Origin of the sequence: Paenibacillus tepidiphilus (genome assembly GCF_008635795.1) — a bacterium.
In the GTDB taxonomy this organism is placed as follows: domain Bacteria; phylum Bacillota; class Bacilli; order Paenibacillales; family Paenibacillaceae; genus Paenibacillus_AQ; species Paenibacillus_AQ tepidiphilus.
Map to the genome: position 1 here is coordinate 184,700 of NZ_VWRQ01000002.1, position 25,507 is coordinate 210,206.

Consider the following 25,507-nt stretch of genomic DNA (forward strand, 5'->3'; position numbering starts at 1 on the left):
TCCTCCTGTCTCCCTTCAGATGTCTATTTTATTGTAGACCATCCGGATAGAAGCAGACATAATATAATGGCAGCAGTTTATAGTATAATGACACATTGCCTGTAAACTTACTCACCGTAGGCGCCTTACTGTTCACCGGGCACTATTCTCTATGTGCACTGATAACTTCGGTAAGCGATTGTGTAGATTCCTGGGATAACGAATAGAACACATCGGGGTTGCTCGGCTTCATAAGCATGGCCAACATTTCCGGATGCTGCTCCGCAAGCCACAAATAATATTCCTGCTCCGCACCATCCGCATGGATAACCAGCTCGAAATTCGGTACAGTGAGGTTAACATTTCCCTTTACTGTCTCCGAGTCATCCAGAGCTTTCCGAATCTGCTCCACTTCCTCCAAAGCACGGATCTCGGCTATTAAGCTTTTGCTGTCATCGTCTATGTCCAGAAAGGTCTTAACCCCGCTGATGCCGGAAATGATAACAGTATCCTGGCCTTCATTACTAACACCAGCATTAGTAACAGCGTTCTCCTGTAACGTACTGCATCCGGCCAACAGCAGAAGCCCCGCCCCGGCAGCTAATAATTTGTTTCTCATTACCGCTCCCAGCCCCCTCTTATCCTCTTTTTACATCATCGATCCTGCCAGAGCATACTATGAATTCTCCACTTTTCCCCATCATAGGTTAGTTGAATCAGGTTGATACCTCGCTTTATTATATCTAGTTCTTCCCTTCTTCTTTTTGCTTCATATTCACTATAGACCTGTGCAATATTTCCAAATACGTTAACTTCATAATTTAATCCATATTCATAAAAATCATTTGCCCCTATATAAGTTGAACTTTTGAAAGTCAAATGGAATGGGTCGTAACTGCGGGGAATGTTTGGACTTCCGGCCGCTATTGTCCCCAGATTTCTTAATTCAAACCGCTCTTAGCGGTTGAAATCCGGTGACAAAGGCGATCGCTATCGCTCCTACAGTTCCAAACTTCCCCTCCGCACTCCCATCTCTTTGTTTTATTCTTTTGTTCAACTTATATAAAAAGCTCTTCAGTCCGTTAATGCAACATTCAAAGGTTTCGCTACAAGCTCTTTCACTGCGTTTAACTTCACAGGAGTTAAGGTTGAATCTTTGGACAGGAACAATGACCTGAATTCATCCCACTCCCGCTCTTCCCCTTTATTCCCCGATATAATCGCATAGAACGTGTCTATCACTTCTCGTATCCCGCTATGATCTTGTTGATTATGCATAGCCATCTCATCCTTTCACATTCCAACAAATTTCTTCTATTAATAAAAGGTCGCCGGAATCAATTGCTGCAATCTGACCAGTATCGCCGCAGCCTGTTCACGCACCAGAACCTGCTTCGGTGCGAAGCGGCCGCCGCTGCCGGTCATCACCTCATGTTCATACACCGCTTGAATTGCCCGGCGGCTGGCCTCCGGCAGGCCCGTCACATCGGCTAAGCTCATGCGCTCAGGACTGCCGTACGTGGACAACGGTGCCGCCTTGGCCACCATGACTGCCGCTTCTTCCCGCGTAATGCCGCGGTCCGGCTCGAACTTGCCGGAAGCGGGGCTGACGATGCCCAGGTCCACGGCCTTAGCGACAGTGCCGCTGTACCATTTGCCGGCCGGAACATCCTTAAAGACGGAGACTGCCCTGGCATCAGGGAACTCATGCATGAGCCGCAGCAGCAGCGTCAGAAATTCGGCCCGGGTCAGCTTCTGCTTCGGTGCAAGCACATCCCCGCTGGCACTTACGCCCTGGAGATATCCGCTGCTCAGCGCCGAAGCGATATCGTAACGCGCCCAAGCGGCGACTTTATCCGCATCCTTGAAGCTCGCCAGCTCAGGGGAAGCCACATGCAGGGCAAAGGTTCGTTTGGCTATGGCCGGCGCGGCGTCTTTGCGGTATTTGGTGACTTCAACAGGATAGACACCGGGCTTCATTCCGCCAAAAGACACCGTTCCGGTGCTGTCGGCCACTTTGCTTGTTCCTCGCAGCGTTACGGTAATACCAGAGGCCGGGAGGCCGCCCAGCTGACCGTTTGATTTGGTGATCCGCAAGGTAACCGGCGTGTCGGCATTCGCGTATCCGCCCATCTCCTGTCCATTCTTGTCCTTCCACTTCACTTCCATCTGCTCCGGCAGCTCTGTATCAGCCGCATAGTAGACCAGCAGCTGGCCTCCGTCGCCGATGGTCATCCTGGACGGATTATTCTCGGGATACCGCCACGAGCCCCCCCAGTAGACAGCAATCTTCCATTCTCCGCGTCCGCTGTACCTACCGTTCTGAATTCCCTCAATCGCTGTGAAGGCCGGCTTGACTGCATCCGCGTTCAGCTTATAGGCCAGACCCTTCGACTGTAAAAAAGCCGCTGCCGCCCTCACCGCGTCGCCACCCGGGATACGTCCCCCGGCAAAAGTACCGCCGGGACCTTCAACCTGAATCGTTGCCTGCTCAGCTCCGGCATGGTGCAGTCCGCTGTACAGCGGACTGGCCTGCCTGGACAGCAGCTTATAGGATGTCAGGGCAAGATAGGCGTTCACGGTGGCAGAAGTATCCCTATCGCCTCCCGGCATCTGAGCAAAGCCGCCGCCCGGTTGCTTCGCGGCCATCAAATGCTCCAGCAGCGAAGCGCCGCCCTCCTTCGAAATTTCTGCCGCATCTACTCCCATCGAGGATAATCCAATGATCACCTGCGCCGTAGTTGAAGTCTTGCCGTCATATCCGCCGTCCTGCTGCTGCTTGTCCTTGAGCCACTGCAGGGCCTGGCGGACCGGCTGCACCGCTTGCTCCGAACCTCCTGCCGGCGTCAGCGCTGTCAATACCCGGGCCGTTACTGCCGGGTCTCCCTGTGATTGACCGGCACCGGGCCAGCTGCCGTCCGCCAGCTGCATATCGAGCAGCTGATAGTAGAGCAGATCCGGATAACGGTTCGTCCGCTCCATAGAATTAGAGACCGAGTTATTGGAGGTCATATAGGCGGCGGCTACCATGGCCGCTCCTTCGGTATCTATACCGGCATGGTTCATCAGGAACGGATACAGATCAATGCCGGCGATGTTGTTCATATTGCCGCCTGCCGCACTGTAAGCGAGCGCTGTGCGGGTCAGCTCAGACACCGTGGCGAACTTGCCCCGCTGCTCCAGAATCCGGTCTGCAATCTGCTTCTTATACCCTGACGGCAGACTGCGCCCATTCTTGAAGAAGCCTACTGCCGCTTCATCGGGAAACGGCTGCACCGCCAGCAGTGCACGCTCTGCTTCATCCAGTGCCTGCTGCATATCCGCAGTGAATACCGCCGCTGCCTTGGGTGACGCAGCCGGCTCCGCCATTGCCCTGCCATCGAACCCTATCAGCAGTATACATAATGCGAGAAGTGTAGCCTTTCCTAGTGTCTGCTTCATAGATGCTGCTCTCATCTCTATTCTCCTCCATTGCAGTTTGCTGGTTCTTGTAAGGTTAGACGCAATCCGTTGGAACTTTGTTCCTGTCCATGCAGCAATATGCACAAATAGAGATATCCCGGCGGCCGCCATGACCGCTTGGATATCTCTGTTATGGGTGTACGGGTGAATACTGCATTTGGCATTTTATTCCGAGAACAGACCTTGACCAGCTCTTTTATAATTATCACCGGTTTGATGCAAACCACCACTTTAACACCCGCAATGCGCGGAGCGTATTCCAGCGGCTTTCCTTACCTGACGGGTCCTCCATATGGAAAGGAATATGGTCGGGTCGCGGTCTGTCCAGCGGCCACCGGCCGTTTGCGCCCTGCTTTGCAATTAGCAGATCGACAGCTTCTGTCATCCTTTCATCGGGCTCCGCACCGGCTTCGCGGAAATACTCCAGTCCACGCAGGATATCATAGTGATAAGACGGCGGATAAAACAAACAGGTAAAGCGGGGTTCAATCACCTCGCCAGATGAACGGGACCGGAACAGGCCTCGTTCCAGCAGATATTCTTCTCCCCGCTTGCGGGCAACGGCCACTGCAGGATCAGGGCCAACCGCTTTCTCATATTCCAGCAGACCCTCAAGTACACAGATCGTACTGTGAAAAGAGGCTCGCGTGCTTGGAGGGGCTTCACAATTCCACCCGCCATCCGAAAGCTGCCCGTCCAGAAGATACTGAACCAACCGCTTACTTATCTCCCCGTAATAAGCACCCGCCGCCAGAATTCTCCCGTTGATGCAAGCCTCCACTTCTCCTTCAAAAAAAGCTCTGCCCTCATGATACTCCCAAATTAATTGGTCCCGTACCAACGCAATGGCTCTGCCGGATTCCGCACATTGCGGCTCCAGCCCCATATCCTTTAATAATACCAAGGCGAACAATGTATTCTGCAGCGGCCAAGCGTCCGCATCCGCCCACCAATGGCCCTCCTCCGATTGCCTGGCAAGGATTTGCTGACCCCATCCCTCCACGGCAACCTGCGAGCGTACCGCGGCAACCCTGTCTTCCGGTTCATGCAGCAAGTCGCGCATCACCTGCCAACGGATCGCAGGATCTGAATCCAGCAACCACTCAATTACCGGGCCTGTAAGCATATCCTGCTTCCAATCGCGTTTCTTGAAATCGCTCATAATGATGCCCTCCAATCACACGCGGATTCTATTGAAAAAAGTATTATTTATTTTAGTATAGTTGATTTGGAACAATATGTATGCAAATTCTATAGTACAAGTTAGGCATTGATCCTGCTAAAAACCGGGCCTATAATGAAAAACTCCTATTCAGAACTTGTAATGCAATACGCACTGAAAAAATGAAAAACAAAAAAACCTTGATTTCTCAAGGTTTTCAATATACTGCCGAGGACGGGGGTCGAACCCGTACGATGGTCACCCATCGCAGGATTTTAAGTCCTGTGCGTCTGCCTGTTCCGCCACCCCGGCATGATATAAAGGATTGTTCGTTTACCGAACGAATTAGATCATATCACGCAATGTAGAGCGCTGTCAACCTGAAAGTATAACCACCTGTCTGTCCCAGTTCATGTTTTGCCGGTTAATATATTGCCAGCTCATGCTTGCAGGTTCATGTTTACCTGTTCATCCCGCACCGCACACAAGCCAGCCCGTCTCTGGCATGAGCCAAAGACGGGCTGCTTGTTTGCATTCATCAGCTAACGCCTAATGGCGTTCGCGGTCGACGCTGCGGTTACGCATGCCGGCCAGACCAAGGAGACCGATCAGACCGAGCCAGCCCCAGTTGCCGTTATCATTGTCGTTGTTGTTCGTGGTGGCGTTGGCGCGGTAGCGTCCATTGTCGGTTGTGTTGTTCGTACGGTAGCGGCCGTTGTCATTGGTGGTCGACAGCGGAGAGACGCCGTTGTTGTTGTCCCCGGTACGGACTTTATCGCGCATGATATTGTCTGTACGGTTGCCTGTGCCTGTCACTTGGTTCATCATGTTGTTTCCGGCCTGATTCAACCGGCCAGTGCCTTCGTTGTACATGCGATGGGCATCATTGGTCAGGTTGTTGACGACCCCTTGGCCCCCTCTGGCTCCGGTGTCAGGAACCGTGTTGCCCATTGTTCCGGCTGCGCTTTCGGCGAAGCCTACGCCCATCAGACTCATGGATAACAGTGTACCGCAAGCAAGGCTTGTGATCAGCTTGTTCAAGATGTTATGCCCCCTTAAAGGATGGATGGTTTGACCCTGATAATTTCCCCGTTAGGCATAACATCTATACAAGCCAACATTTACGCTGTCGTGATGTTCACGGTGCGCGTGAGCGGATCGTAAGTCACCTTGGCGCCCAGCGCTTCGGCCACCGCCCGGACCGGCGCCATGGTCGTTCCGTTCTCCAGTATTCCTGCCGTAATCTTCCGTCCATTCAGGCTTATCGTCAGCTCATCTGCCTGGCCGCTGCCTCCATTGATGACCGCCAACGCGTCTTTAACCTGCTGTGCAGTGGGCTGTCTGCCGGCGCGCAGCTGGGCGGTGGTCAGGCCGAAGGTCATCTCCAGATGGGAATAATCCTTGAAGGAGGTCCAGTCTCCGCCCCAGGTAAAACCCAGCTTCTTGCCTTCTTCCGCCACTTCCCGGTAATCGGCCACCTTGTCATTGTCGCCGTCGCGCCGTTCGTCCCAGGAAAGTGTCTTGCCGTCCGGCAGGAGCAGTGCGAAATCAATGGCCAGCCCATAGTTATGGTAGCTGCTGCCGCCCCTGACATTAGTGACGATCGGGCCCTTCTTGGTGCGGCCCTGCGCATACAGCTCATTCTGCTCGGCAATGGTCCGTCTGCCCTGGGTAATCATAATCGGAATCCCCCTGGCATAACTCCGCTGCAGCAGCGCTCCTGTGGCCGTCAGCACGACAGGATGCAGATCGCCCAGCCGTCCGGCGGACTTGCTCTTGACCTGATCCAAGGTCAGCATGATATCACCCCCTGGTACAGTAAATGCCCTCCTTGCGTCATCCGCTTGTACGAAGCAGCGGGCAGAGGCCTTTTTTATCACCGGATAAGGATGATTAAGGTCTAATCAGGATATACTACAGGCGAAAGGTGGGAGCATGCATGGATATTCACAGCGACAGCTACAAAATCGCAGCCATTGCCGGCCAGGAGGATGCCGTTGAGGTGATCCGCCAAGCCGAATCACAGCTGGCCCGGATCACGGGCATCAAGGATGTTACCCTGATCGCCTACGAGAAGACGGAACAATAGTGCGTTCACACAACCGGATATGACAAAAAGGCGCTTCAACGAAGTGCCTTTTTACCTGCTGCAGCCGTTGCTCCTAGGATAGCCTGACTTCCATAATATCATCCACCCGAATCCACTCACTGTCTCCGGCCCACTGCAGCTTCAGCTCCCGGGAATGGGCATGAATCGAGGTCACAAAACCGCTGCAGATCCTGTCTGCCTCCGGCTCGAACAGCACAACCGTTACGCGTACATGCGAGCGCAGAGAGCGGGCAAGCGCGTCCTGAATTTCTCTCAGCTTCTGTTCTTCCAGCACGGGCTTTACACGGCATGCTGTCTCACGTTCCTCCAGGATCATACGGCCCTTATATTCCGGCAGCATCCTCCGGCTGTTCTCTTCAAGCTTTCCACCCATTCGTGTCACCCCAGCATGAAATTTATCGATAGCAAGAACACATGTTTGTATTATATGCGGGGATTGTCTTTTTTAACAATCTGAAAAAAATGACATTAACGCACCCGCCACACCCCGGTTTAAGACTGAAATTGAATTCTCCCCAGCAAAAAGACGCCGACGGCAATGTATGGCCGAGCGCCTTTCAGTTCCTGACTATTGGGCAGATTAGCCCTAATCCGCCGTGTTCCCTGCTTCGCTTCCTGTCACCTTGGCCGGCTCGGTCTGAGGTTCTGCAGCATTATCGCTGCCATCAGCGCCTTCGGCTCCCATAACGGCTGCCTCCGTACTGCCTGCCTCAATCAGACCGACGGATACCCGCGCCTCATTCAGCTTGGAAATGCCGTAGAGCATTGCCACGTCGGCCTGCTGGTTGAGCGAATCGAATTCCTCCGCCGTCACATCCGGTGATACAGCGCCTTTGGAGGCCTGCTCCTTAATGGAGTATGCGCTTTGAAAAGCGATTACCGAGTCCCGCAGCAGCTTTTCAATCTCATCCGGCAGATTGCTGGCGATCTTCACGTCGTTCACCTGCTCGGCAATGTCGGCAGACGTATCCTGGAAGCTGTCTACGGCCTCCGTCAGCTCTTCGCCGGTAGCTTCTCCGGCCCCGTAAGAGGTCAGCGTCATATTGAAGTTCTCGAGGGCATCCTTGCCAAGTTGATCGAATTTGGACATTTCATTGTAAAAATTCTGGACGGTCTCCTGCACCTCTGCCTCCGTGGGAGGAGCCGCATCGTTGTTGCCGTTGCCGCACGCACTGAGGAAGATCCCCATGAGCAGCATTCCTGTCAGTATAATTGTTCTCATTTCTATCCCTCCACATATCAGAATAATGTCGAGGTTTGTAAAGTGCAAATAAAAAATAATGTAAATCCGCACAAAATACGTTCCGCTTATATGGAAGCGTTTACAGTAATGCACAAAAAGACTCCCGCCGATGACGGGAATCCAATATCCGGGAAAGCCGAATCATTGCGGACGCCGGGCTTGGGCTTGTGAGTTTCTTTTATGGTGAATAGCTGCACTTTGTACATCTATTCGGACGAAAAATAATGGAGCAGGCCGGTTAACTGCATTCTCTGCAACTAAAATCGCCAGAATCGCGCCTTTTCAAAGGAACGCTGATATTTAGATGTACCAGATACAACTAAAGTCATATTCTCGCGACTAGCCGGCGTTTTAATTGTACGAGATACAATTAAGCCAGCTTTGCAGCGCATATGCTCACCGGCAGCCCAACTTCCCAGTATAAGCCGGGAGTCTGTAGGGCCTGCGGTTTATTCTTCAGGAAGGTAAAAAGCTTCCGCAGGGATCACGCCTTTGGTCTGGCTGGCGCTTTCCCACATCAGCACCGCCTTGGCGTCACCCGCGTTCTCGTAATACTCTACCTTCAGTGCATGCAGCCGGCCGGCCGTAAGCGTGACCGTTCCTTTACGTTCCTGCCCGCTCTGTTTGATCCAGCTGTCGATGACCAGCGCTCCGTCGATCCAGACCCGGATGCCGTCATCGGAGGAAGAGTAAATGGTGTAGCTTTCGCTGTAGGATGGACAGATCCGGCCGCTCCAGCGCACCGAAAACGCGTTGGCAGAGACGGCGGGATCGGGTGCAGCCTGCTGCCAGCTGAAGTTAATATTGGCGTCGGTGCGCACCAGTACCGGAGTACCGCCAAGGGTCATGTTATTGAAATATTCACCCGTCAGACCCGACACCAGCATACTGTCTTCCGGCGGCCCAGCGTTCAGGTTCGCTATCTTGACGGCATATTCATCGCGGTTATATACGAAGCTATCCAGCATAAAAGCCTTGATGACCGCATTGCTGTTCTTCTCGAAGAGCAGCTTGCCCCAGGTCATCTGGTAGGACCATTTTTTCTGGGACTTGGCAAGCAGGGCCGCCGCAGGCAGCTCGCCGTTCTCGCCGATGGCAATCAGCTTGCCGCGTCCCAGGTCCCACAGCTGGTCATGATGGCTGTTCTTGTAATCTCCCTCGTAAATATCGAGGGCCAGCACATCGACGGCGCCCGCTCCGGGATAATAACCCGCCGGGTCGTCGCACCACTGGTTCTTGGCGTTGGGACTCCACACCCACAGCAGATTATGCAATCCGTGGTGGCCGGTATACCGCTCGAACATGAGCTGCCACAGCTCACGGAAACGGCTTTTGCGGCCCCACCAGAACCAGCCGCCGTTCATTTCATGATACGGTCTCCAGAGAACCGGAACACCGGCGTCGTTCAGCCTCTTGAGGTATACGGCCGCCTTATCCAGCTCCGCCAGCAGCTTGGCGTGCTCACCGGTTCCGGGCGTGATATATTTCGCGAATTCCTCTTCGCTTAATCCTCTGGAGACGTTGGACCACGCCGGGGCTGTTCCCGGCAGATTCGCGTGATAGGTCATCGTGACGATCCCGCCGGCCTTGTGCCAGCGGATGGCGCTGTCGGTCACGGCCTGCCGCTGGGCGGCAATGACCGCCTCAGTCTGATTGTTGATCGCACCCATCTCATAGCCGTGCAGCACGGCATGCTTCCCCGTCACATTCATCAGCTTGTACGTGTATTCATCCGGGCTTTCCAGATAGTCATGCTGGCCGCTGATAATACCGCTGCCCTGCAAAGCGTACAACGCTGCCAGCAGATTGCGTGCCGGCACCGCCAATGCATCGTCGGCCGGCGTCATCAGCAGCTCGCGGAAGGAGGCCTGCCACGCGGCATCGCCGACCAGCCGCGATGCGGAATCAAGCATGCTCCGAAGATGTCGTTGCTCCGCCATTGTTGAACACCACCCTTTGGAAGTTTTGCTCCATTCTATGACAGCGGGCGGGACAAGGAGGCGGCGGATGAACATTTTTTTGACAAAACCGCAACGCTTGCTGCTCCGGCCTATCTGGTGTACCGCAGCGGAAGCAGATCAGTGATATCCGCTTTGGACAGCCCGTCCTCCATTTGAAGAATCACCTTGCAATTCAGTGCGTAATCCGCAATCAGCTCCCGGCACATTCCGCAGGGCGATACCACCTTGATCTCACGGTCCTCACTATCCGGGTCTGGATGGCGGACCGCGACAATCGTATCGAAATCCGTATACCCCTCGGAAATCGCTTTGCCGATGACCATCGCCTCTGCACACACCGTCACCCGTGACAAGCTGGCTTCCAGATGTACGGCGGCGAAGATTTCTCCGCTGCGGGTCCGCAGCGCTGCACCGACATGATGGCGTTCCCACTGATAACGTTTACGGATCATCTCCTGCGCGGCTGCAATCAATGTTTCGTCTTCCATAGAAATCTCATAATTCACGGAATTGTCCTCCTGTTTCACTCTTTTCACTGGTTGTGATCATAGCCCAGTATACTAAAATGCCGGGAATTTAAGCTATACTAAATAAGTTAGGCTAGCGATAGCCGCCGACCATCTATTTCAGGAGGAACAACATGAAGAAGCGCAAAATGGTCTCCACCCTCACCCTGCTCGTCCTTCTCTTGCTGGCCGCTTATTGGTTCGAAGAGAACGGGGTACCGGTAGAACCGCCGGTTAAGAATGACTCTGAGGTCATTCAATTGGTCTTTCCGGAGGACCGTTACCCGGAGACGGCCGAGCATATTCAGGAAGCGATCAGGAACGGGGAATCTGCCGTCTGCACGATCGACCGGGACAATGCTGAGGGTAACCGCAAGGAATCGCTGAAGGGGGTACCGACCAAGGAGGGCTACGACCGGGATGAATGGCCGATGGCCATGTGCGCCGAAGGCGGCGCGGGGGCCGACATTGAATACATAACGCCAAGCGATAACCGCGGGGCCGGCAGCTGGGTAGGCAACCAGCTGGAGGACTATGCCAACGGCACACGAGTTGAATTTATGTTCAAATAAGCAACATCATTCACAAAAAAGCGTACAATGGTGTGGAATATAATTCCAAAGACGGAGAGAAGAGTGTTTTATATTTGTTACCGGGGAAGAAGGCTGTACGGCCCTATGACCGAAGCGGAGGCATTTAGAGAATGGTTTACACTCTCGGGTACGGTGAGGGACTTATATATTGTCCAGATCGATGTGGACACTGGCAGAACCATCCGCCAGATCGGTCCGGCACACCGGAGGAAGAAGTAACGAGCCCCGTCCTGGCGTTAACCGGGACGGGGGTGCACCGCTGAGGCGGCAGAGCTTTAGAATATACAGGCTTTCAGGATAATGACCAGCAGAATGAACAGTACCAGAATAGCGTTGGTGGATGTGTACCAAGGGTTGACAATCGGAGCTACCGGAGGGCCCTGATTAACCCCGCCTACGTTATTACCGCAACCGCAACCATATTCCATACCCATATTCGATTCCTCCCTGTGAAGTTTGTGTTCAGAAACAGCATATGTATATGACCCGTAGGCCGCATGGGCCAATCGGTAAAGAACTCATCTTCAGCTAATGAATGAGCCGCGTGAAGTCGATATTACTAAAGTACAGCAGTCCAACAATAACATACGGTCAGGAGGAACCTCATGGATATTGCCGCATTGTCAACCGTAATGAGCCAGGCTTCCTTGCAGCAGGCTGCCAGTCTGGCGGTAATGAATATCGCCAAGAATACCGCGGAAACCAACAGCCAGAACATGGTACAAATGCTTAACCAAAGCACGCACCCTACGCTGGGGAAAACACTTGATATTCAGGTGTAATTGCATTATCCTTAAATACATAAGAACATTTGTTCCTGAATCGAGCAGAAGCGGCTGCGCCGTCCTTATACGGACGGTGTCCGTCTCTGCGGGAAGCATAAGACTGTTTTTAGGTTCACCTCATACAGTCTTATATTCTTTTATAAAGCCTGCGGGCTTTTCTTTTTCGGGATAAATACGAACATACGATCTTATGTTAAGGGGTGATCCGATGTATTCCTATTATCAGACGACCGCACTTGAGAAATGGACGGAAGAGCTGTACCGGCAGCTGAATGTGCGTGAGCCTGCCCATATCTCGATTGATTACATCGCCGCACGGCTGAACATCCGGGTGCATTACCTGGAGATGCGCAGCAAGGCCATGGAAGCCTCCGGCGGGATGTACACCATGTTCATTGACAGCCGGCTCCCGGCTGCTTGGCAGCGTCTGGAGTTCCTCCAGGAGCTGTGCCATCTGCTGCGCCATTCCGGCAGCAATGCGCTGATGCCCGAACAATTCACCCGGGGAGAGCAGGATGAATCGGAGCGCTTCCTGCTGTATGCGGCCATGCCGATCTCGATGATCTCACAGCTTCCGGTGCCGGAGCAGCGTGAAGCCGCCGTCTCCTTTCTGGGTGCCGTCTTTCAGGTACCCGGTGCACTCGCTCTGCAGCGGATCGACCAGATCCAGAGACGCATCTTTCAGGGGCAGCTGATCGCCGTCATGGAGAAGCAGGAGACTGGCTGCCTGAGCTCCTCGAGTCCCGTGTAAGCAGAAGCCCGAAGCAACCATCCGGTGCCGCCCTACAAAAAAGTGACCCTGCCGTATCCGGCAGGGTCCAGCTATATAATAAGGGGGGTATGGATGTAACTATACTCCCGGTTGCTTAACCGCATATGAAATCCCGCTGAATGTACACTGAAACTTGCTTTCTGTGCTAAGCACCCGTATCTTTATCATGCCACTTTTGCGAAATTTCGTTCTCCGTAATATTGGAGAAGACCTTTCGCCACGAAGCCTCCAGTTCTCCTCTTTGATCCATTTTAACACTATAATAATTGTTGTTAAGCTCGTTTACACCTTCTTCATCAATCAAAGCCTGCATTACATCATCTTTACTGCGATCATCCCAAAGCACATGGAATTCATACCGGGTAACCTCCGGGAAGAATTGATGAATGCTCCATGCATACTCGGCCATTGATTGATAAATAAGTTCTTTGACAGGCGCTGATCCGACTTCGGGAACAAAACTGAGAACCAGGCTGTATTCATTCTCATTCTCTGTGATTTCCAGCCTTTCGGCAAAGCGAAACATTATGTTTGTATAATCATCAAGCTTTTTTCTGATCCAGTCACCTTGTATACGCTCTGTTTCGGCAGTGGGTGTGGGGGCTGCAACGTTGTCTGTATTGGCACAACCAGTCAAGGCAACAAAGCATAAACTAAACATGACCAGAAATTTAGAGTATATTTTAATGGTCGTTAACACCTCCCTGAACGTATTGTATGACTCACAAGCATTTTTTACCATATATTAAACCGCTAATACATAAAAAACATGGCGGAATTCCCGCCAAGGAGTTGATTCCATGAATTGGAGAGCAATGCGGCACTGGATTGTGGCAGGTCTTGTATTCCTCAGCCTGTCCAGGATACTGTATTGGGCACTGAAGGAGATCGTGTTCGATCTGCTCACCGTGCCCGATCCTTACAATAACGTTGTTCAGATGGCGGCTATGGGCGTCATACTTCTAGTGTCCCTGGTCTGTACCTCGCTGCTTGTGGGCAGGGAGAAGTCTTAGAGACTACACCCAACTGCCCCGCTCGCCGGCATTCTCGAACCGGTCTTCACGCAGCAGCGGCACGGCACGGCAGATGTCCGCCTGACAGCAGTAGGTTACATCGTCCTCGTAGCCGCGCTCGCGGAGCTCCCGGCCGCTGGCACAGTCCCAGATCAGCTCGCTCAGTCTGGACTCGCTGGACCTGTACGCGCCAAGGCATACCTCCGCTTCGGGCGACTTGCTGCCTGACAACCGGGAGAGAATCATGCCGGCACCCAGGTAATCCTCTATGCCCGGGCGCAGATGCTGGAGTGGGCCGGTATCCGGCCACAGCTCCCCGCAAGGAATCACCGTGACGCTCCGCTGCAGCTCCTGTCTTAACCGTTCTGCGGCCTCCGCCACCGCTGCGGCGTTCAGCAGGCTGCCGATCAGAAGCGCCGGAACCTGGGCGGCAATGGTCGTACAGGCCGCTCCGTTCAGCGAGCACAAGACGAAGCCGCGCCCGGCATCCGCCGAACTGAAGGATAACGGCGACAGGGAATGGCCGCCTTCTCTAAGAGCCTCGGCCCTGCCTCTCACCAGCTCGGCATCCACTCTTCTCGCAAACGCTTTCGCATTTTCGTTGATGGGCGGCGCAAACGGGTAGACCCTCGCTTTATGCTGGACCGCAGTAACGACTGTCGAAGAGAAGCTCAACACATCCACAATAATAACGATCTCTCCGCGCTCCGCAGCCTTACGGGCACCTTTAGGGCCCCATTCTACCTTGATGTCATATGGTACCTGGTCATAAAACAATGAAACGACCCCTTTTCTGTCCCCGGCGGCTGCTCTTAACGCCGGCAAATATGTACAGCCTATTAGGCACATTACCCCACAATCGGGCTTGTCTATCGCTGGCCCGTTTATGAAATTATATCCTTTGACGCATGCTCTTTCCATACCCTAATTCGCGAGTGCACAATAAAGCAGCGGCCAGCCGTGACTTTAGCAGTCTTCCGGCCGCCGCTGCATGGTACAGCTGCTTTTTCAAAAGTTAGCTTACGACAGGACTACACCCAGAATGCTTTCGTGATGATGACGAGCAGAATGAACAACACCAGAATTGCAGCAGTCGAAGTTCCCAGTCCACAAGCTGCTGCTGCAGCCACAGGACCCGTATTTTCACCATAACAAGCGCCCATTTCCCATTCCTCCTTCATTTGTGGGTACAGCACAGAATATGCAAATTACCCGACGCTGACTGGGTGAATGACGCAGGGCCGCTAAAAATATGGAATTTCCGGATTACGCTAAAGCTGTGAAACGGGCTCCGTCTCCCTAGGGGTATCCTCAGGTTATTACTGCCTCACTGCCCTTACTGCCTTACTGCTTTTCGCTTCACGCGGAATACCGTCACCGAATGCTTCGGAAATTCATATTCCAGCACATGATCCTTGAGCGCCAGTATATGGGTTGACGGGCTAACCTTATGCGGATCATCGAGGCTGTTGATATCGTCCAGCTCAAAGCCGGATAGCTCGGTAACCTCCACTTCACTCACATCGCCGGAAAGCTCCATCAGTTCTATCCGGGCGGGCAGAGGGGTCTCCTTCACATTCACTGCTTTGACGATCAGATCTCCGCCGGCATCCTCCACACTGGCCGTATAATAGAGCGGTTGAATGTCCGGAAGCCGATCCTCGGCCACATTGACCGGAACGCCGTCGATCGAAGCCCGGATTGTCCGGCCCTTAATATGCAGCTCCAGCTCATAATCGACCTCGCTCTCTACGGTAAAGAGACTCTGGGTCAGACAGGAGCCTCTGCCGCTGACCTGGGACACGAGTACGGTGTCCTGGTTCTGCCAGCCGCCGATTTCCCAGGTCAGCCGGTTATCGTCATCCTTGACGCCCACATGTATCAGGAAGCCGCGCGGCCCGGCTGTTCTTCTTGCGGTCAGGCGCAATGTGCAATCCGTCCACTCGGCCTGGCCTAAGCTGAAGGACTGCACATGATCGTCAGTGCCCTTCACGCTATCCGTATCATTCAGCGCTACCTGATCGGCATACAGCAGCTGTTCACCTGTAAGATTGTTTGTCAGCGAAATATTCCGGTAAGTAACAGCGGCTCGCTCTGCGGCCAGCACCACACCGCCCTGTACAGGCTGCGCCGCGGCTGTCTGGATAGGCGGCAGGTTCTCCGCTTCAATCCGCAGCAGACGGTCGCCTTGATGGTTCATAAACAGCTTCTGCACATAATAATTCGCCGAGCCGCAGACCTGATGATTGTTGAACCAGATCATATCCGGCTTCCAGTTGACATAATCCACATTGCACAGAAGCGGCGCGTAGCAAGCCAGGGCTACCGCATGGGCATTGCGCTCCAGCCGGGTCATGAACGCCGCCTCAACCAGCGCATTGTAGTAGGTATTTCCCCAGGTCGCGTATTCTCCCAGGAACACCTTGGGATCATCCGCCTTGAAGCTGTCATACCGGTCGATGTTGGCCAGGAACCATTCCGGTGAAGAGTAATAATGCTCATCGACCAGATCCGAGCCGTGTTCTCTCGCCGAAGCCCAGCCCCGCTCATATTCGCCGCCCGCTGCGAACGGACCGCTGCTGTTGATTACCTGCATGTCCGGATACCGTTCTTTGATCGCCCGGTGAAAATACGGATACCGCTCGAAGAACGGCTCGCCTACTTCCTCGTTGCCGATAGCAATATACTCCAGGCCGAACGGCTCGGGATGGCCGATCGAGCTGCGAATCGCGCCCCACTCCGTCGATTCGTCACCTCTTGCAAATTCAATGACATCGAGCGCATCCTGAATCCACGGGCCCAGGTCATCAATCGGCACGATCCGCCGGTGGTGCGGATCATACCCGCCCGGCAATACCGGAATAGCCTTGGCGCCGATATCCTCGCAGAATTGAAAATACTCGTAATACCCGAGCCCGAGCGTCTGATGGTATCGCCAGTTATTGCGCCGTGGCGGACGCGCAGCGAGATCGCCGACGGTATTCTTCCACCGGTACATCGAATCGCGGTCCTCCGGACTCAGTGACCCGTCGTGAATCAGGCACCCGCCGGGAAAACGCATGAATTTCGGCTTCAGCTCTGCCAGCAGCCCGGCAATATCCGCGCGCAGGCCGTTGCGGCGGTTCTTGTAGGTGTTCTCGGGGAACAACGACACCATATCAAGCTCCAGTCGGCTGCGTCCTTCGGCCAAAATAACAAGCCGGCAGGCGTGATCGGTGCAATCGGCGGTCAATACAGCCTCGTATTTCTGCCATTCGGCGGCATAGGCCGGAATCTCCGCAGCGGCGCAGACCCTTCCGTTCCGGTCTTCAATGGCGACTTGTACCGGCTGTCCGCTGTGCTCCCCGCAGCGTAAGTATACAGAGAAGATGTAGCGCTCCCCTTCCTTCACCGCAATACCCGAATTGAAGCCGGTGTTCATAAGGCCCGCGCCGCTTCCCTGCTCATCGATTTCAAGCACCGCGTAGTGAGGGTTGGCAGGATGAATCGGCGATTCGCTGCCCACCCGCAGCGAGGCGCGTGCACCTCCGCGTTCTACCTTCTCCCAAGCGGACAAGGCATGATAGTCCGGATGATCCACCGGCTCGAATTCAAAGGACCGGTTCCGCACCAGCTCCGCATACAATCCCCCGTCGGCGGCATGGTTCAAATCCTCAAAGAAGATACCGAACAAATCTCCCAGCTCGGCTCCCGTCTGTTTCGTATACACTTTCAGTTTGGCAAGCGTTTCCATAAATAGTGGTTCCTCCCCGATCGGTTGGCTGATACTTGCACGTTAAGGAATGGTAGAACAGTAACTTTTAATTAACAATAATATTATTTAATTCACTCTTCTCCGAACAATTATAGGAGTTAAATCCGGGAACGTCAATGTCAAAAAGAGTCCCAAGGTATGGAGTACCGAAGGTGAATTCAGCGGATTAAGAGGCACTTTTACGGCAGGCTTTATTGATGGGCTGTTTATTTTATTAATAAAAACATTAACTAATATTTATTTTCTTTACTTTTTCCTGAAACGCCAGGTATTTTAAATTCGTACATTTAAAAAAACAAGAGCAGGAGGTGTCCGGCATGTCCAATAAACCGGCAGCTGGCGGAATGGCAATAGGCGTATGCTTTGGCGTAATTTTCTGGTTAACACTCGACAATGTCGCTCTGGGGATCAGTCTCGGAATCCTCTTCGGGATCGCGTTCTCCGCAGCAGGTAAATCCAAGAAACCGAAGGACTGATCGGCGTATAACCATCCCCACTTGATACGGTGTGAGGTAAATCTAGCACTATTACAAAGTGCTGTAGAAGCAGTACAAGTTCACTTTCCGGTACGGAGTCATTATTTTCAGGAAAGAAGGTGTAACGGATGGACAATTCTACAGCGACTAAAGTTTATATCCCGGTATTCAACAGCCGAGCAACCGTGCAGATCATGCTATAATCCGAAAAAGAGGTGATAGCTGTGAAATTTATAATTGTTGTTTTAATTCTCTTGTTTGTCTTTGGTTTTTTTAAAAAGAAGAAGTAATCTCATAAACCTTAATCCTTCTGTCCCTGCATCTTCGCACTGCGCAAAATACAATTTGCGCGTAGACTTTGAGACGTTGGATAAGCTCTGTCGATACCTGAATATGGATACCGGGGAATTGATCGAGTACATAGAGCACGAGAAACCCCGCCCGAATAATCGGCGGGTCTTCTCATTTCATGTGTTCTTACATTACCATCCCCAGCTCCGAGGTATATTTGGTGAGCTGCAGGCTGATCTCCGTGCGCATCACATCCCGGGTCAGCCCGAACTGCTTCTCGTATCCGCGGAAGAAGATTTTATAGTACGAAATGAAGTCATCCTGCTCGTCCGGTATAAAATGTATGGCAGCAAAATTAGATCCCGGACCATTGTCCGTTCCGCATTGGAGAGCAACGCTCCCCGCCGACGGGCTTTTAGTAGTATCAGATCCCTGATTATGATATGCTCATCACTTGTAAGCGTTGACTGCTGATTTGCTTTTATTAGCCTGTCGCTGCTTGACTTGCTGGCCCTGACGGAGATTGCTTACATTCGACCTATGCGTCTTCTCCCGGCTATGGACAATATACTGAGTATTAAAGAGAGGTCATGCATCATGTTTCATGGGAAAATGAGGAGAGTCTCTTGGATCGGCTTCGGGTTATATGTAAGCCTCACACTATTTTTCTTGTTCGTCGGCTTCAGCCGCTCATCGACTTTGCCAGATACGGGCTTTCGGTATCATTTGGCATTTGACGGGATTCCGCTGCGGTTTCCGAGTGATGGATATTTGAAGCTTTGGGTCTTCAACCTGGGTAACTATCTGGCATTCGTACCGTTCGGGCTAGTAATTCCGCTACTGATTCGCTGCCGCTTCCTGCCGTTCTCCCTGGTCTTCTTAGCAGCCATTACCGGGGTTGAGCTGATCCAGATGGTGACGCATTTGGGTGCGTTTGATATCAATGATATCGTCATTAATACACTGGGTGCGATTGTCGGCTATGGCGCCCAACGACTGATCCGCCGCGATCGTACGTCGCCAAGAGGTTTACTCAAGATCCTGTTCTCCGGAGCGGTTTTGACGTCGATCGTCTACTCCGCCGTGAGTGGTCTCAATCATTATCTGGATCACGGCCACGGTGAGATCAAGGCTTTGGACCAATTCGCCCTTGAGCATGGCGAAGTGCGGTGGGAATCAAGGTTCAACGGTTTCACTGTAGGGCAGGAGCCGATCGAACCGACGATCAATCTATACAGCCGCGATAATCCGAGACACCACGAGTTCGCACTACACCTTGACGGACAGTATAAAGAATTTTCCGGTAATTTTGCCGTTCCTGACGACGCGATAAATGGAACGAGCAGCGGCAGCAGCCGCGTCATTATTAGCGCCGACGGAGAAGTGATTTACTCCATGCATGTTAATATCGGACCGGGCGAAAATCAGCCGGAATCTTTTAGGGTGCCGCTTGGAGGCAAGCAGCAGCTCACGATTGCCATCTTCAACGATGCTACCGACCCTCAAACCAACGCGGTATTTTGGGATCTCACGCTAATAGAAGCCAATGCCGGCCAAAAGTGGGCTACGCGAATTCATCGGTTGCTGGGCGGCAGTTAGTGCGTTTGGGGTGCCTCGAAGCCCAGTATTTTCTGAGTTTATTGTATAGCAAAAACCCGTCAGGCTGATGCCCGGCGGGTAAATTTATTATGGTATGAACGCTAAATTTAGAAGCAAGGAGCTGTGACTTGCTTGATAAGTATCCGTAACGAACCAATATGAAAAGGCGCAGAGGTAAACCGGATTATTTTGTCTCTGCTCAAATTCAAATCGCTGCCTCACGAAGTATGCTCCTGAAAGCTTGATGGAGTCCGGAGTAAATTTCTCGACGACTCCGCCATAATCCATCTGGTGGCCGATCTCATCGATGCCAAGATGAGAATGAGCCAAAAAAGCGAGAGTGAAATCACGCCGTGACCAAAATGTGACCATTTGCCTTTTTGGCGGTTGCAATGAATAGCCAACTTACCCGCTTCACCAACCTTTAGACAGAAAAAAACCCTTGCTAGGCAAGGGTTTCGTGGAAGTGGGCCCTACAGGACTCGAACCTGTGACCAATCGGTTATGAGCCGACCGCTCTAACCAACTGAGCTAAGGGCCCGGATCTCAAATGTCCGTATTAACAATGGCTGTTTGATCATAAAAGAATTGCGGGGGCAGGATTTGAACCTGCGGCCTTCGGGTTATGAGCCCGACGAGCTACCGGGCTGCTCCACCCCGCGTCGTTAAGATATATTCAAACAGCGACAATAGTTAATATACATCATTCCGGGCCCATAAGTCAAGGATGAATTTGGTCAAGGGAGAAAGCGGACGCCGTAACGCCCTTTGCGGGAACGGTAAATCTCCACAAAACGCGGATCATGATAGCCGTAAATCCAGCCGTCCTGCTCCAGCCGCTTGGCCAGACAACCGGCCTGAAACCTTGTTCTGAACAGCTTTGCAAAGTAGATCCAATTCATGATGAATGCTTCTCCTTTACGCAATGTATGATCTCTGCCCAGAACTTATGATACCCACTTTGCGCAAAAGTACTCAGATTCCCCTGCCATCTTGGTACCCGCCGCCGTGTTAAATATATGGAAAAGCCCCCACCTAAAGGCAGAGGGCTCCACTATTGTTCCAGCGATTCGGCGCTATACGCTTATACTCCGAACGAAGCCGGATCTTTGCGCCACGCCTGCAGCAGGGAGACATCACTCTCGGCAATCTTCCCCTGGTCCAGCGCAACGCCGATCAGCGTGCTGTAATTGGACAGGCTTTGCAGTGGTACACCAGCCTCTGTGAAGGCATTCACCGCCCGGTCCAGCTCATAGCTGAAAATCGCCAGTACGGCCAGCACCTCGCCGCCTGCTTCCTGTACAGCCTGCGCAGCCTTGATAGAGCTGCCTCCAGTGGAGATCAGATCCTCGATGACGATGACCTTCTGTCCAGGGGCGATGAGACCTTCGATCTGGTTCTGCTTGCCGTGACCCTTTGCTTTGTCACGGATGTAAGCCATCGGCAGGTCCAGCTTGTCCGCTACCCAGGCGGCATGGGGGATCCCCGCCGTCGCCGTTCCGGCTATGACTTCGGCATCCGGATAATCCGCCTTAACCAGCTCGGCGAAGCCTGCCGCGATATAGTTGCGGATTTCCGGGTAGGACAAGGTCAGCCGGTTGTCGCAATAGATCGGCGATTTGATGCCCGAGGTCCAGGTGAACGGCTCCTGCGGACGCAGCGCCACCGCTCCGATCTGCAGTAGATAGCTTGCCACCTGTTCACTTCTGCTCAGTACTTGGCTCATGCCTGAATCATCTCCTCGATTATATTAAGTGCTGCCTGGCGCGGGTCCGGTGCGCCTGTGATGGGCCGCCCCACGACCAGGTAATGGCTGCCCTGACGGATGGCTTGCCCTGGCGTCATAACGCGTGTCTGGTCATCCAGCGACGCCCCTGCCGGACGGATACCCGGCGTTACGGTACGGAACTGCGGGCCGCAGGCCGCTGTAATGGCCGCCGACTCCTGCGGCGAGGCCACTACGCCGTGCAGACCGGCTTCTGCCGCGAGCCGAGCATAGTGTACTACGGTATCCTCGACTTCCCCCGGAATACCGATCTCACTGTTCATGACATCCTTGCTTGTGCTGGTCAGCTGTGTTACTGCAATGATCAGCGGCAGCTGCAGCGAAGGCAGCTCGCTTACCGCCTTAGCCGCCCCCTCCAGGGCCGCCTTCATCATCGCCGTGCCGCCGGAGGCATGGACATTGAACATATCAACGCCCAGCCTGGTGATGCTCTCGGCGCCGCCGCGCACCGTATTGGGGATATCATGCATTTTAACATCCAGAAACACGGAGTAGCCGCGCGCTTTCAGTTCCTTGACGAAATCCGGTCCGGCCGCATAGAACAGCTGCATACCCACCTTCATGTAACATGGGATGCCTTCCAGCTTCTCGATCAGCGCCCTGGCGTGGTCGGCAGTGGGATAATCGAGCGGAATCATCAGTCTTCCGGCCATTTCATCGCGTGTGGATACCATTAATCTAACCGCTCCTTAGCTGTGCGGAATGCCGCACAGTATATGTTTAGCCCCGGTCGCAGCGGAACGGTCTGCGTAATCACGCAAACCGTTCCATCTGGCGGGTGTTCATGCTCTTCTGTTATTGTCCGATAAAAGCGGGCATCGACTGCGACGAGAAGTTGATCGTCTGCAGCATGCTCAGCAGCGCCGCTACCGTGTCAAGCGAGGTCATGCAGACCACGCCGTTCTCCACGGCTTCACGGCGGATACGGAACCCGTCGCGCTCCGGCGTTTTACCTTTGGTCAGCGTATTGAAGACGAAGTTCGCCTGGCCGCTGCGGATCAGATCAAGAATCGTCGGCTCGCCTTCACCCAGCTTGTTAACGTTCATGACGTTAAGACCCGCTTGCTCCAGGGCGCTGGCGGTACCGCCGGTGGCGATGATTTTGTAGCCCATGGCATGGAAGCCCTTCATCAGCTCTACCGCTTCTGCCTTGTCTTTATCCGCAACAGTGACGATGATGGCGCCGCTGGCCGGTATCTTCATTCCGGCACCGATCAGCCCTTTGTAGAGTGCCTTGGCATACAGCTTGTCGCGGCCCATGACTTCACCGGTCGACTTCATTTCCGGTCCGAGCGTCGGCTCTACTCTGCGCAGCTTGGCGAAGGAGAACACCGGCACTTTAACCGAGACATATTCGCTTTCCTGCCACAGCCCTTCGGTGTATCCTTCTTCCGTAAGCTTGCCGCCCAGAATTACTTTGGTAGCCAGGTTCGCCATTGGAATTCCCGTTACTTTGCTTAAGAATGGAACCGTACGCGAGGAGCGCGGATTCACTTCGATGACATACACCTCGTTCTGGAAGATGACGAACTGGATGTTCACCAGACCGACGGTCTTCAGCTCTTTGGCGATGCGGATCGTAATGTCCGTAATCTTCTGCTTCAGCCCTTCATCCAGCGATTGCGGCGGGTATACGGCGATGGAGTCGCCGGAGTGAACCCCTGCGCGTTCCACATGCTCCATGATTCCCGGAATCACTACAGTCTCGCCGTCGCAGATGGCGTCGACCTCCACTTCCTTGCCCAGCATATAACGGTCAATCAGCACCGGATGCTCCGGATTAATCTTCACCGCTTCGACCATATAGCTCATCAGCTCGGCATCGTTATAGACGATTTCCATCGCGCGGCCGCCGAGGACATAAGATGGACGCACCAGCACCGGATAGCCGAGCGATTGCGCGGTTTCTACAGCCTGGTCAACGTTCGTGACCGTCTTGCCTTTGGGCTGGGCGATATGCAGGCGGCCGAGCAGCGCTTCGAACCGTTTGCGGTCTTCGGCTTCGTCAATGCTCTCCAGGCTGGTGCCGAGAATGTTGACGCCTGCCGCTGCCAGCGGCGCAGCCAGGTTGATTGCCGTCTGTCCGCCGAACTGTACGATAACGCCGATTGGCTTTTCCTGCTCAATGACGTTCATCACATCTTCAAAGAACAGCGGTTCAAAATATAACCGGTCCGAAGTGTTGAAGTCCGTGGACACTGTCTCCGGGTTGTTGTTAATGATAACCGCTTCATAGCCGGCGTTCTGGATCGCCCATACCGCATGCACCGTGGAGTAGTCGAACTCAATCCCCTGACCGATACGGATCGGGCCGGAGCCAAGCACTACAACCTTCTGCTTGTCGGATGGGGTCACTTCATTCTCTGTCTCATAGGTCGAGTAGTAATAAGGCGTGGACGCCTCGAATTCTGCGGCGCAGGTATCGACCATCTTGAATACCGGCGTCAGTCCCTGGCCGAGACGAAGCTTGCGTACTTCCGCTTCCTTAACCTGCTCGTCAAGTCCGCCTTCAGCGCGGATTTCGGCAATCGCCCGGTCGGTGAAGCCTTTGCGCTTGGCCTGATACAGCGTTTCGGCGCTGAGCTTCTCTTCGCTGCGCAGTACATCCTCGAACTGTACCAGACCTTCGATCTTGGAAAGGAACCACCAGTCTACACGGGTGATGTCCTGGATTTCCTGCAGCTCATAGCCGCGGCGGAAGGCCTCGGCGATCAGGAACAGGCGCTCGTCGTCGGCCTTGGCCAGCCGTGTGCGCAGCACCTGGTCTTCCAGCTTCTCCGCACCCGGCAGCCGGAAGCGGTGAACGCCGATCTCCAGGGAACGGACCGCCTTATGAATCGACTCCTCGAAGGTACGGCCGATGGCCATTACTTCGCCGGTCGCCTTCATTTGCGTGCCCAGCTTGCGGTTGGCCGAGGTGAACTTGTCGAACGGCCAGCGCGGGATTTTGCTGACAATATAGTCCAGTGTAGGCTCGAAGCAGGCATAGGTCTGCCCCGTAACCGGGTTGACGATTTCATCCAGCGTGTAACCGAGGGCGATCTTTGCAGCCATCTTGGCGATCGGGTAGCCGGTCGCTTTGGAGGCCAGCGCCGAAGAGCGGCTGACGCGCGGATTCACTTCGATAACATAATATTGATAGCTGTGCGGGTCGAGCGCGAACTGCACGTTACAGCCGCCTTCGATGTTGAGCGCACGGATAATCTTCAGCGAAGCACTGCGCAGCATCTGGTACTCGCGGTCGGACAGCGTCTGGCTTGGCGCCACGACGATACTGTCACCGGTATGCACGCCAACCGGATCAAAGTTCTCCATGTTGCAGACTACGATACAGTTGTCGTTGGCATCGCGCATGACTTCATATTCGACTTCCTTCATGCCGGCGATGCTCTTCTCGACGAGACATTGGCCGATCGGGCTGTAGCGGATGCCCGCTTTGACCGTTTCCACCAGCTCTTCTTCGTTGTCGCAGATGCCGCCGCCGGTTCCACCCAGCGTGTAGGCCGGACGGACAATCAGCGGATAGCCGATTTCTCTTGCAAAAGCGAGTGATTCTTCCACCGTGGTAATAATCGTGCTGTCCGGCACCGGCTGCTCCAGCTCGCGCATCAGCTCACGGAACAGGTCGCGGTCTTCCGCTTTCTCGATGGACCCCAGCTGGGTGCCCAGCAGCTTCACATTCTCCTGCTGCAGCACGCCTGCACGGGCCAGTTCCACAGCCATGTTAAGTCCGGTCTGGCCGCCCAGCGTCGGCAGCAGGCCGTCCGGACGCTCCTGGCGGATAATTCCGGTTACGAATTCCAGCGTAATCGGTTCAATGTAGACCTTGTCGGCCATATTGGTATCGGTCATGATCGTCGCCGGGTTGCTGTTGATCAGCACTACCTCGACGCCTTCTTCCTTCAGCGCCTGGCAGGCCTGGGTACCGGCGTAGTCGAACTCGGCAGCCTGGCCGATGACAATCGGACCGGAGCCGATCACGAGAATTTTTTTGAGTTTATCGTTCTTAGGCATG

General features: G+C 53.8%; 28 protein-coding genes, 3 tRNA genes and 1 pseudogene. 9 read left to right on the forward strand and 23 right to left on the reverse strand.

Annotated features, from left to right (window positions below; genetic code table 11):
- Positions 1-142: 142 nt before the first annotated feature.
- From F1379_RS02965 to F1379_RS02995, 7 genes are all read right to left on the reverse strand, one after another.
- Entirely contained in the window at positions 143-598 is a 456-nt protein-coding gene (locus F1379_RS02965; protein ID WP_150266167.1) for a YhfM domain-containing protein, read from the reverse strand.
- Positions 599-1,053: 455 nt separating this feature from the next.
- Complete coding sequence (locus F1379_RS02970) at positions 1,054-1,257, reverse strand: hypothetical protein (protein ID WP_150266169.1); 204 nt, start codon at positions 1,255-1,257, stop codon at positions 1,054-1,056.
- A gap of 39 nt (positions 1,258-1,296) precedes the next feature.
- Positions 1,297-3,435, reverse strand: coding sequence for an S-layer homology domain-containing protein (locus F1379_RS02975; RefSeq protein ID WP_162551063.1), 2,139 nt, complete (start codon positions 3,433-3,435; stop codon positions 1,297-1,299).
- 211 nt (positions 3,436-3,646) lie between these two features.
- Positions 3,647-4,603: a prenyltransferase/squalene oxidase repeat-containing protein gene (locus F1379_RS02980; RefSeq protein ID WP_203457019.1), complete on the reverse strand. Its 957-nt coding sequence runs from the start codon at positions 4,601-4,603 to the stop codon at positions 3,647-3,649.
- A 226-nt stretch (positions 4,604-4,829) separates the two neighbouring features.
- A tRNA-Leu gene (locus F1379_RS02985) sits at positions 4,830-4,915 on the reverse strand.
- A 237-nt stretch (positions 4,916-5,152) separates the two neighbouring features.
- Entirely contained in the window at positions 5,153-5,644 is a 492-nt protein-coding gene (locus F1379_RS30200; protein WP_150266173.1) for a WGxxGxxG family protein, read from the reverse strand.
- A gap of 80 nt (positions 5,645-5,724) precedes the next feature.
- Positions 5,725-6,402, reverse strand: a complete 678-nt coding sequence (locus F1379_RS02995) for a M15 family metallopeptidase (RefSeq protein ID WP_150266175.1) — start codon at positions 6,400-6,402, stop codon at positions 5,725-5,727.
- A 140-nt stretch (positions 6,403-6,542) separates the two neighbouring features.
- On the opposite strand from F1379_RS02995, the gene F1379_RS29950 reads away from it, so the two are divergent.
- Entirely contained in the window at positions 6,543-6,692 is a 150-nt protein-coding gene (locus tag F1379_RS29950; RefSeq protein ID WP_203457020.1) for a hypothetical protein, read from the forward strand.
- Positions 6,693-6,765: 73 nt separating this feature from the next.
- Here the strand turns inward: F1379_RS29950 and F1379_RS03000 are convergent, their stop codons facing one another.
- The 4 genes from F1379_RS03000 to F1379_RS03015 all read right to left on the reverse strand — a co-directional run bounded on the left by F1379_RS03000 (position 6,766) and on the right by F1379_RS03015 (position 10,405).
- Entirely contained in the window at positions 6,766-7,086 is a 321-nt protein-coding gene (locus tag F1379_RS03000; RefSeq protein WP_150266177.1) for a YolD-like family protein, read from the reverse strand.
- Positions 7,087-7,299: 213 nt separating this feature from the next.
- Positions 7,300-7,935 (reverse strand): hypothetical protein, encoded by a 636-nt coding sequence (locus F1379_RS03005; RefSeq protein WP_150266179.1) that lies wholly within the window; start codon positions 7,933-7,935, stop codon positions 7,300-7,302.
- Between the two features lie 470 nt (positions 7,936-8,405).
- Positions 8,406-9,896: a glycosyl hydrolase gene (locus F1379_RS03010; RefSeq protein ID WP_150266181.1), complete on the reverse strand. Its 1,491-nt coding sequence runs from the start codon at positions 9,894-9,896 to the stop codon at positions 8,406-8,408.
- 110 nt (positions 9,897-10,006) lie between these two features.
- The gene (locus F1379_RS03015) at positions 10,007-10,405 is read right to left on the reverse strand and encodes a cytidine deaminase (RefSeq protein ID WP_203457028.1); all 399 of its coding nucleotides are present in this window, start codon (positions 10,403-10,405) and stop codon (positions 10,007-10,009) included.
- A 152-nt stretch (positions 10,406-10,557) separates the two neighbouring features.
- Here F1379_RS03015 and F1379_RS03020 point away from each other — a divergent pair, with 152 nt between their 5' ends.
- Together F1379_RS03020 and F1379_RS30505 are read left to right on the forward strand one after the other, a co-directional pair.
- Positions 10,558-10,995, forward strand: a complete 438-nt coding sequence (locus F1379_RS03020) for a NucA/NucB deoxyribonuclease domain-containing protein (RefSeq protein WP_150266185.1) — start codon at positions 10,558-10,560, stop codon at positions 10,993-10,995.
- A 105-nt stretch (positions 10,996-11,100) separates the two neighbouring features.
- The gene (locus F1379_RS30505) at positions 11,101-11,235 is read left to right on the forward strand and encodes a hypothetical protein (RefSeq protein WP_275262080.1); all 135 of its coding nucleotides are present in this window, start codon (positions 11,101-11,103) and stop codon (positions 11,233-11,235) included.
- Between the two features lie 56 nt (positions 11,236-11,291).
- Here the strand turns inward: F1379_RS30505 and F1379_RS30205 are convergent, their stop codons facing one another.
- Positions 11,292-11,450, reverse strand: coding sequence for a hypothetical protein (locus F1379_RS30205; RefSeq protein ID WP_239004533.1), 159 nt, complete (start codon positions 11,448-11,450; stop codon positions 11,292-11,294).
- A gap of 171 nt (positions 11,451-11,621) precedes the next feature.
- Between F1379_RS30205 and F1379_RS03030 the strand changes: the two genes are divergently transcribed.
- A complete protein-coding gene (locus F1379_RS03030; RefSeq protein WP_150266187.1) occupies positions 11,622-11,798 on the forward strand; it encodes a YjfB family protein in 177 nt (58 codons plus the stop codon).
- A gap of 211 nt (positions 11,799-12,009) precedes the next feature.
- Positions 12,010-12,552 (forward strand): ImmA/IrrE family metallo-endopeptidase, encoded by a 543-nt coding sequence (locus F1379_RS03035; protein WP_150266189.1) that lies wholly within the window; start codon positions 12,010-12,012, stop codon positions 12,550-12,552.
- A 166-nt stretch (positions 12,553-12,718) separates the two neighbouring features.
- Here the strand turns inward: F1379_RS03035 and F1379_RS03040 are convergent, their stop codons facing one another.
- Positions 12,719-13,315 (reverse strand): hypothetical protein, encoded by a 597-nt coding sequence (locus tag F1379_RS03040; RefSeq protein WP_150266191.1) that lies wholly within the window; start codon positions 13,313-13,315, stop codon positions 12,719-12,721.
- Positions 13,316-13,373: 58 nt separating this feature from the next.
- On the opposite strand from F1379_RS03040, the gene F1379_RS03045 reads away from it, so the two are divergent.
- Positions 13,374-13,586 carry a hypothetical protein gene (locus F1379_RS03045; protein WP_150266193.1) on the forward strand — a complete coding sequence of 71 codons (213 nt, stop codon included), beginning with the start codon at positions 13,374-13,376 and terminating at the stop codon, positions 13,584-13,586.
- A gap of 3 nt (positions 13,587-13,589) precedes the next feature.
- Here the strand turns inward: F1379_RS03045 and F1379_RS03050 are convergent, their stop codons facing one another.
- From F1379_RS03050 to F1379_RS03060, 3 genes are all read right to left on the reverse strand, one after another.
- Complete coding sequence (locus F1379_RS03050; RefSeq protein ID WP_239004534.1) at positions 13,590-14,363, reverse strand: 2-phosphosulfolactate phosphatase; 774 nt, start codon at positions 14,361-14,363, stop codon at positions 13,590-13,592.
- 254 nt (positions 14,364-14,617) lie between these two features.
- A complete protein-coding gene (locus F1379_RS03055) occupies positions 14,618-14,749 on the reverse strand; it encodes a YjcZ family sporulation protein (protein ID WP_150266197.1) in 132 nt (43 codons plus the stop codon).
- A gap of 173 nt (positions 14,750-14,922) precedes the next feature.
- Positions 14,923-17,319 carry an alpha-L-arabinofuranosidase C-terminal domain-containing protein gene (locus F1379_RS03060; RefSeq protein WP_150266199.1) on the reverse strand — a complete coding sequence of 799 codons (2,397 nt, stop codon included), beginning with the start codon at positions 17,317-17,319 and terminating at the stop codon, positions 14,923-14,925.
- Positions 17,320-17,657: 338 nt separating this feature from the next.
- On the opposite strand from F1379_RS03060, the gene F1379_RS29955 reads away from it, so the two are divergent.
- Both F1379_RS29955 and F1379_RS30790 read left to right on the forward strand, forming a co-directional pair.
- Positions 17,658-17,816 carry a glycine zipper domain-containing protein gene (locus F1379_RS29955; protein WP_203457021.1) on the forward strand — a complete coding sequence of 53 codons (159 nt, stop codon included), beginning with the start codon at positions 17,658-17,660 and terminating at the stop codon, positions 17,814-17,816.
- Positions 17,817-18,161: 345 nt separating this feature from the next.
- Positions 18,162-18,230 (forward strand): annotated as a pseudogene (locus tag F1379_RS30790) (helix-turn-helix domain-containing protein); the annotation flags it as partial.
- Positions 18,231-18,293: 63 nt separating this feature from the next.
- Here F1379_RS30790 and F1379_RS30795 read toward each other — a convergent pair.
- On the reverse strand, positions 18,294-18,452 hold the full coding sequence (locus F1379_RS30795; protein ID WP_476739479.1) for a YhjD family protein: 159 nt from the start codon (positions 18,450-18,452) through the stop codon (positions 18,294-18,296).
- Between the two features lie 252 nt (positions 18,453-18,704).
- Here F1379_RS30795 and F1379_RS03070 point away from each other — a divergent pair, with 252 nt between their 5' ends.
- Positions 18,705-19,706, forward strand: a complete 1,002-nt coding sequence (locus F1379_RS03070) for a VanZ family protein (protein WP_162551065.1) — start codon at positions 18,705-18,707, stop codon at positions 19,704-19,706.
- Between the two features lie 467 nt (positions 19,707-20,173).
- Here F1379_RS03070 and F1379_RS03075 read toward each other — a convergent pair.
- From F1379_RS03075 to carB, 6 genes are all read right to left on the reverse strand, one after another.
- Positions 20,174-20,247, reverse strand: a tRNA-Ile gene (locus tag F1379_RS03075).
- A gap of 47 nt (positions 20,248-20,294) precedes the next feature.
- Positions 20,295-20,368: transfer RNA gene (locus tag F1379_RS03080), tRNA-Met, on the reverse strand.
- A 75-nt stretch (positions 20,369-20,443) separates the two neighbouring features.
- The gene (locus F1379_RS29960; protein WP_019909365.1) at positions 20,444-20,608 is read right to left on the reverse strand and encodes a hypothetical protein; all 165 of its coding nucleotides are present in this window, start codon (positions 20,606-20,608) and stop codon (positions 20,444-20,446) included.
- A 182-nt stretch (positions 20,609-20,790) separates the two neighbouring features.
- Positions 20,791-21,432: an orotate phosphoribosyltransferase gene (gene pyrE, locus F1379_RS03085; protein ID WP_150266206.1), complete on the reverse strand. Its 642-nt coding sequence runs from the start codon at positions 21,430-21,432 to the stop codon at positions 20,791-20,793.
- A complete protein-coding gene (pyrF, locus tag F1379_RS03090) occupies positions 21,429-22,166 on the reverse strand; it encodes an orotidine-5'-phosphate decarboxylase (protein ID WP_150266208.1) in 738 nt (245 codons plus the stop codon). The genes pyrE and pyrF overlap by 4 nt, the downstream gene beginning before the upstream one ends.
- A gap of 121 nt (positions 22,167-22,287) precedes the next feature.
- Positions 22,288-25,506: a carbamoyl-phosphate synthase large subunit gene (gene carB, locus F1379_RS03095; RefSeq protein WP_150266210.1), complete on the reverse strand. Its 3,219-nt coding sequence runs from the start codon at positions 25,504-25,506 to the stop codon at positions 22,288-22,290.
- Between the last annotated feature and the right edge of the window lies 1 nt (position 25,507).

Bases quoted from the DNA above. Each gene is read 5' to 3' on its own strand.
- F1379_RS02965 (WP_150266167.1), bottom strand. From the start codon at position 598: ATGAGAAACAAATTATTAGCTGCCGGGGCGGGGCTTCTGCTGTTGGCC.
- F1379_RS02970 (WP_150266169.1), bottom strand. From the start codon at position 1,257: ATGCATAATCAACAAGATCATAGCGGGATACGAGAAGTGATAGACACG.
- F1379_RS02975 (WP_162551063.1), bottom strand. From the start codon at position 3,435: ATGAGAGCAGCATCTATGAAGCAGACACTAGGAAAGGCTACACTTCTC.
- F1379_RS02980 (WP_203457019.1), bottom strand. From the start codon at position 4,603: ATGAGCGATTTCAAGAAACGCGATTGGAAGCAGGATATGCTTACAGGC.
- F1379_RS02995 (WP_150266175.1), bottom strand. From the start codon at position 6,402: ATGCTGACCTTGGATCAGGTCAAGAGCAAGTCCGCCGGACGGCTGGGC.
- F1379_RS29950 (WP_203457020.1), top strand. From the start codon at position 6,543: ATGGATATTCACAGCGACAGCTACAAAATCGCAGCCATTGCCGGCCAG.
- F1379_RS03000 (WP_150266177.1), bottom strand. From the start codon at position 7,086: ATGGGTGGAAAGCTTGAAGAGAACAGCCGGAGGATGCTGCCGGAATAT.
- F1379_RS03005 (WP_150266179.1), bottom strand. From the start codon at position 7,935: ATGAGAACAATTATACTGACAGGAATGCTGCTCATGGGGATCTTCCTC.
- F1379_RS03010 (WP_150266181.1), bottom strand. From the start codon at position 9,896: ATGGCGGAGCAACGACATCTTCGGAGCATGCTTGATTCCGCATCGCGG.
- F1379_RS03015 (WP_203457028.1), bottom strand. From the start codon at position 10,405: ATGGAAGACGAAACATTGATTGCAGCCGCGCAGGAGATGATCCGTAAA.
- F1379_RS03020 (WP_150266185.1), top strand. From the start codon at position 10,558: ATGAAGAAGCGCAAAATGGTCTCCACCCTCACCCTGCTCGTCCTTCTC.
- F1379_RS30505 (WP_275262080.1), top strand. From the start codon at position 11,101: ATGACCGAAGCGGAGGCATTTAGAGAATGGTTTACACTCTCGGGTACG.
- F1379_RS30205 (WP_239004533.1), bottom strand. From the start codon at position 11,450: ATGGGTATGGAATATGGTTGCGGTTGCGGTAATAACGTAGGCGGGGTT.
- F1379_RS03030 (WP_150266187.1), top strand. From the start codon at position 11,622: ATGGATATTGCCGCATTGTCAACCGTAATGAGCCAGGCTTCCTTGCAG.
- F1379_RS03035 (WP_150266189.1), top strand. From the start codon at position 12,010: ATGTATTCCTATTATCAGACGACCGCACTTGAGAAATGGACGGAAGAG.
- F1379_RS03040 (WP_150266191.1), bottom strand. From the start codon at position 13,315: ATGGTAAAAAATGCTTGTGAGTCATACAATACGTTCAGGGAGGTGTTA.
- F1379_RS03045 (WP_150266193.1), top strand. From the start codon at position 13,374: ATGAATTGGAGAGCAATGCGGCACTGGATTGTGGCAGGTCTTGTATTC.
- F1379_RS03055 (WP_150266197.1), bottom strand. From the start codon at position 14,749: ATGGGCGCTTGTTATGGTGAAAATACGGGTCCTGTGGCTGCAGCAGCA.
- F1379_RS03060 (WP_150266199.1), bottom strand. From the start codon at position 17,319: ATGGAAACGCTTGCCAAACTGAAAGTGTATACGAAACAGACGGGAGCC.
- F1379_RS29955 (WP_203457021.1), top strand. From the start codon at position 17,658: ATGTCCAATAAACCGGCAGCTGGCGGAATGGCAATAGGCGTATGCTTT.
- F1379_RS03070 (WP_162551065.1), top strand. From the start codon at position 18,705: ATGTTTCATGGGAAAATGAGGAGAGTCTCTTGGATCGGCTTCGGGTTA.
- F1379_RS29960 (WP_019909365.1), bottom strand. From the start codon at position 20,608: ATGAATTGGATCTACTTTGCAAAGCTGTTCAGAACAAGGTTTCAGGCC.
- pyrE (WP_150266206.1), bottom strand. From the start codon at position 21,432: ATGAGCCAAGTACTGAGCAGAAGTGAACAGGTGGCAAGCTATCTACTG.
- pyrF (WP_150266208.1), bottom strand. From the start codon at position 22,166: ATGGTATCCACACGCGATGAAATGGCCGGAAGACTGATGATTCCGCTC.
- carB (WP_150266210.1), bottom strand. From the start codon at position 25,506: ATGCCTAAGAACGATAAACTCAAAAAAATTCTCGTGATCGGCTCCGGT.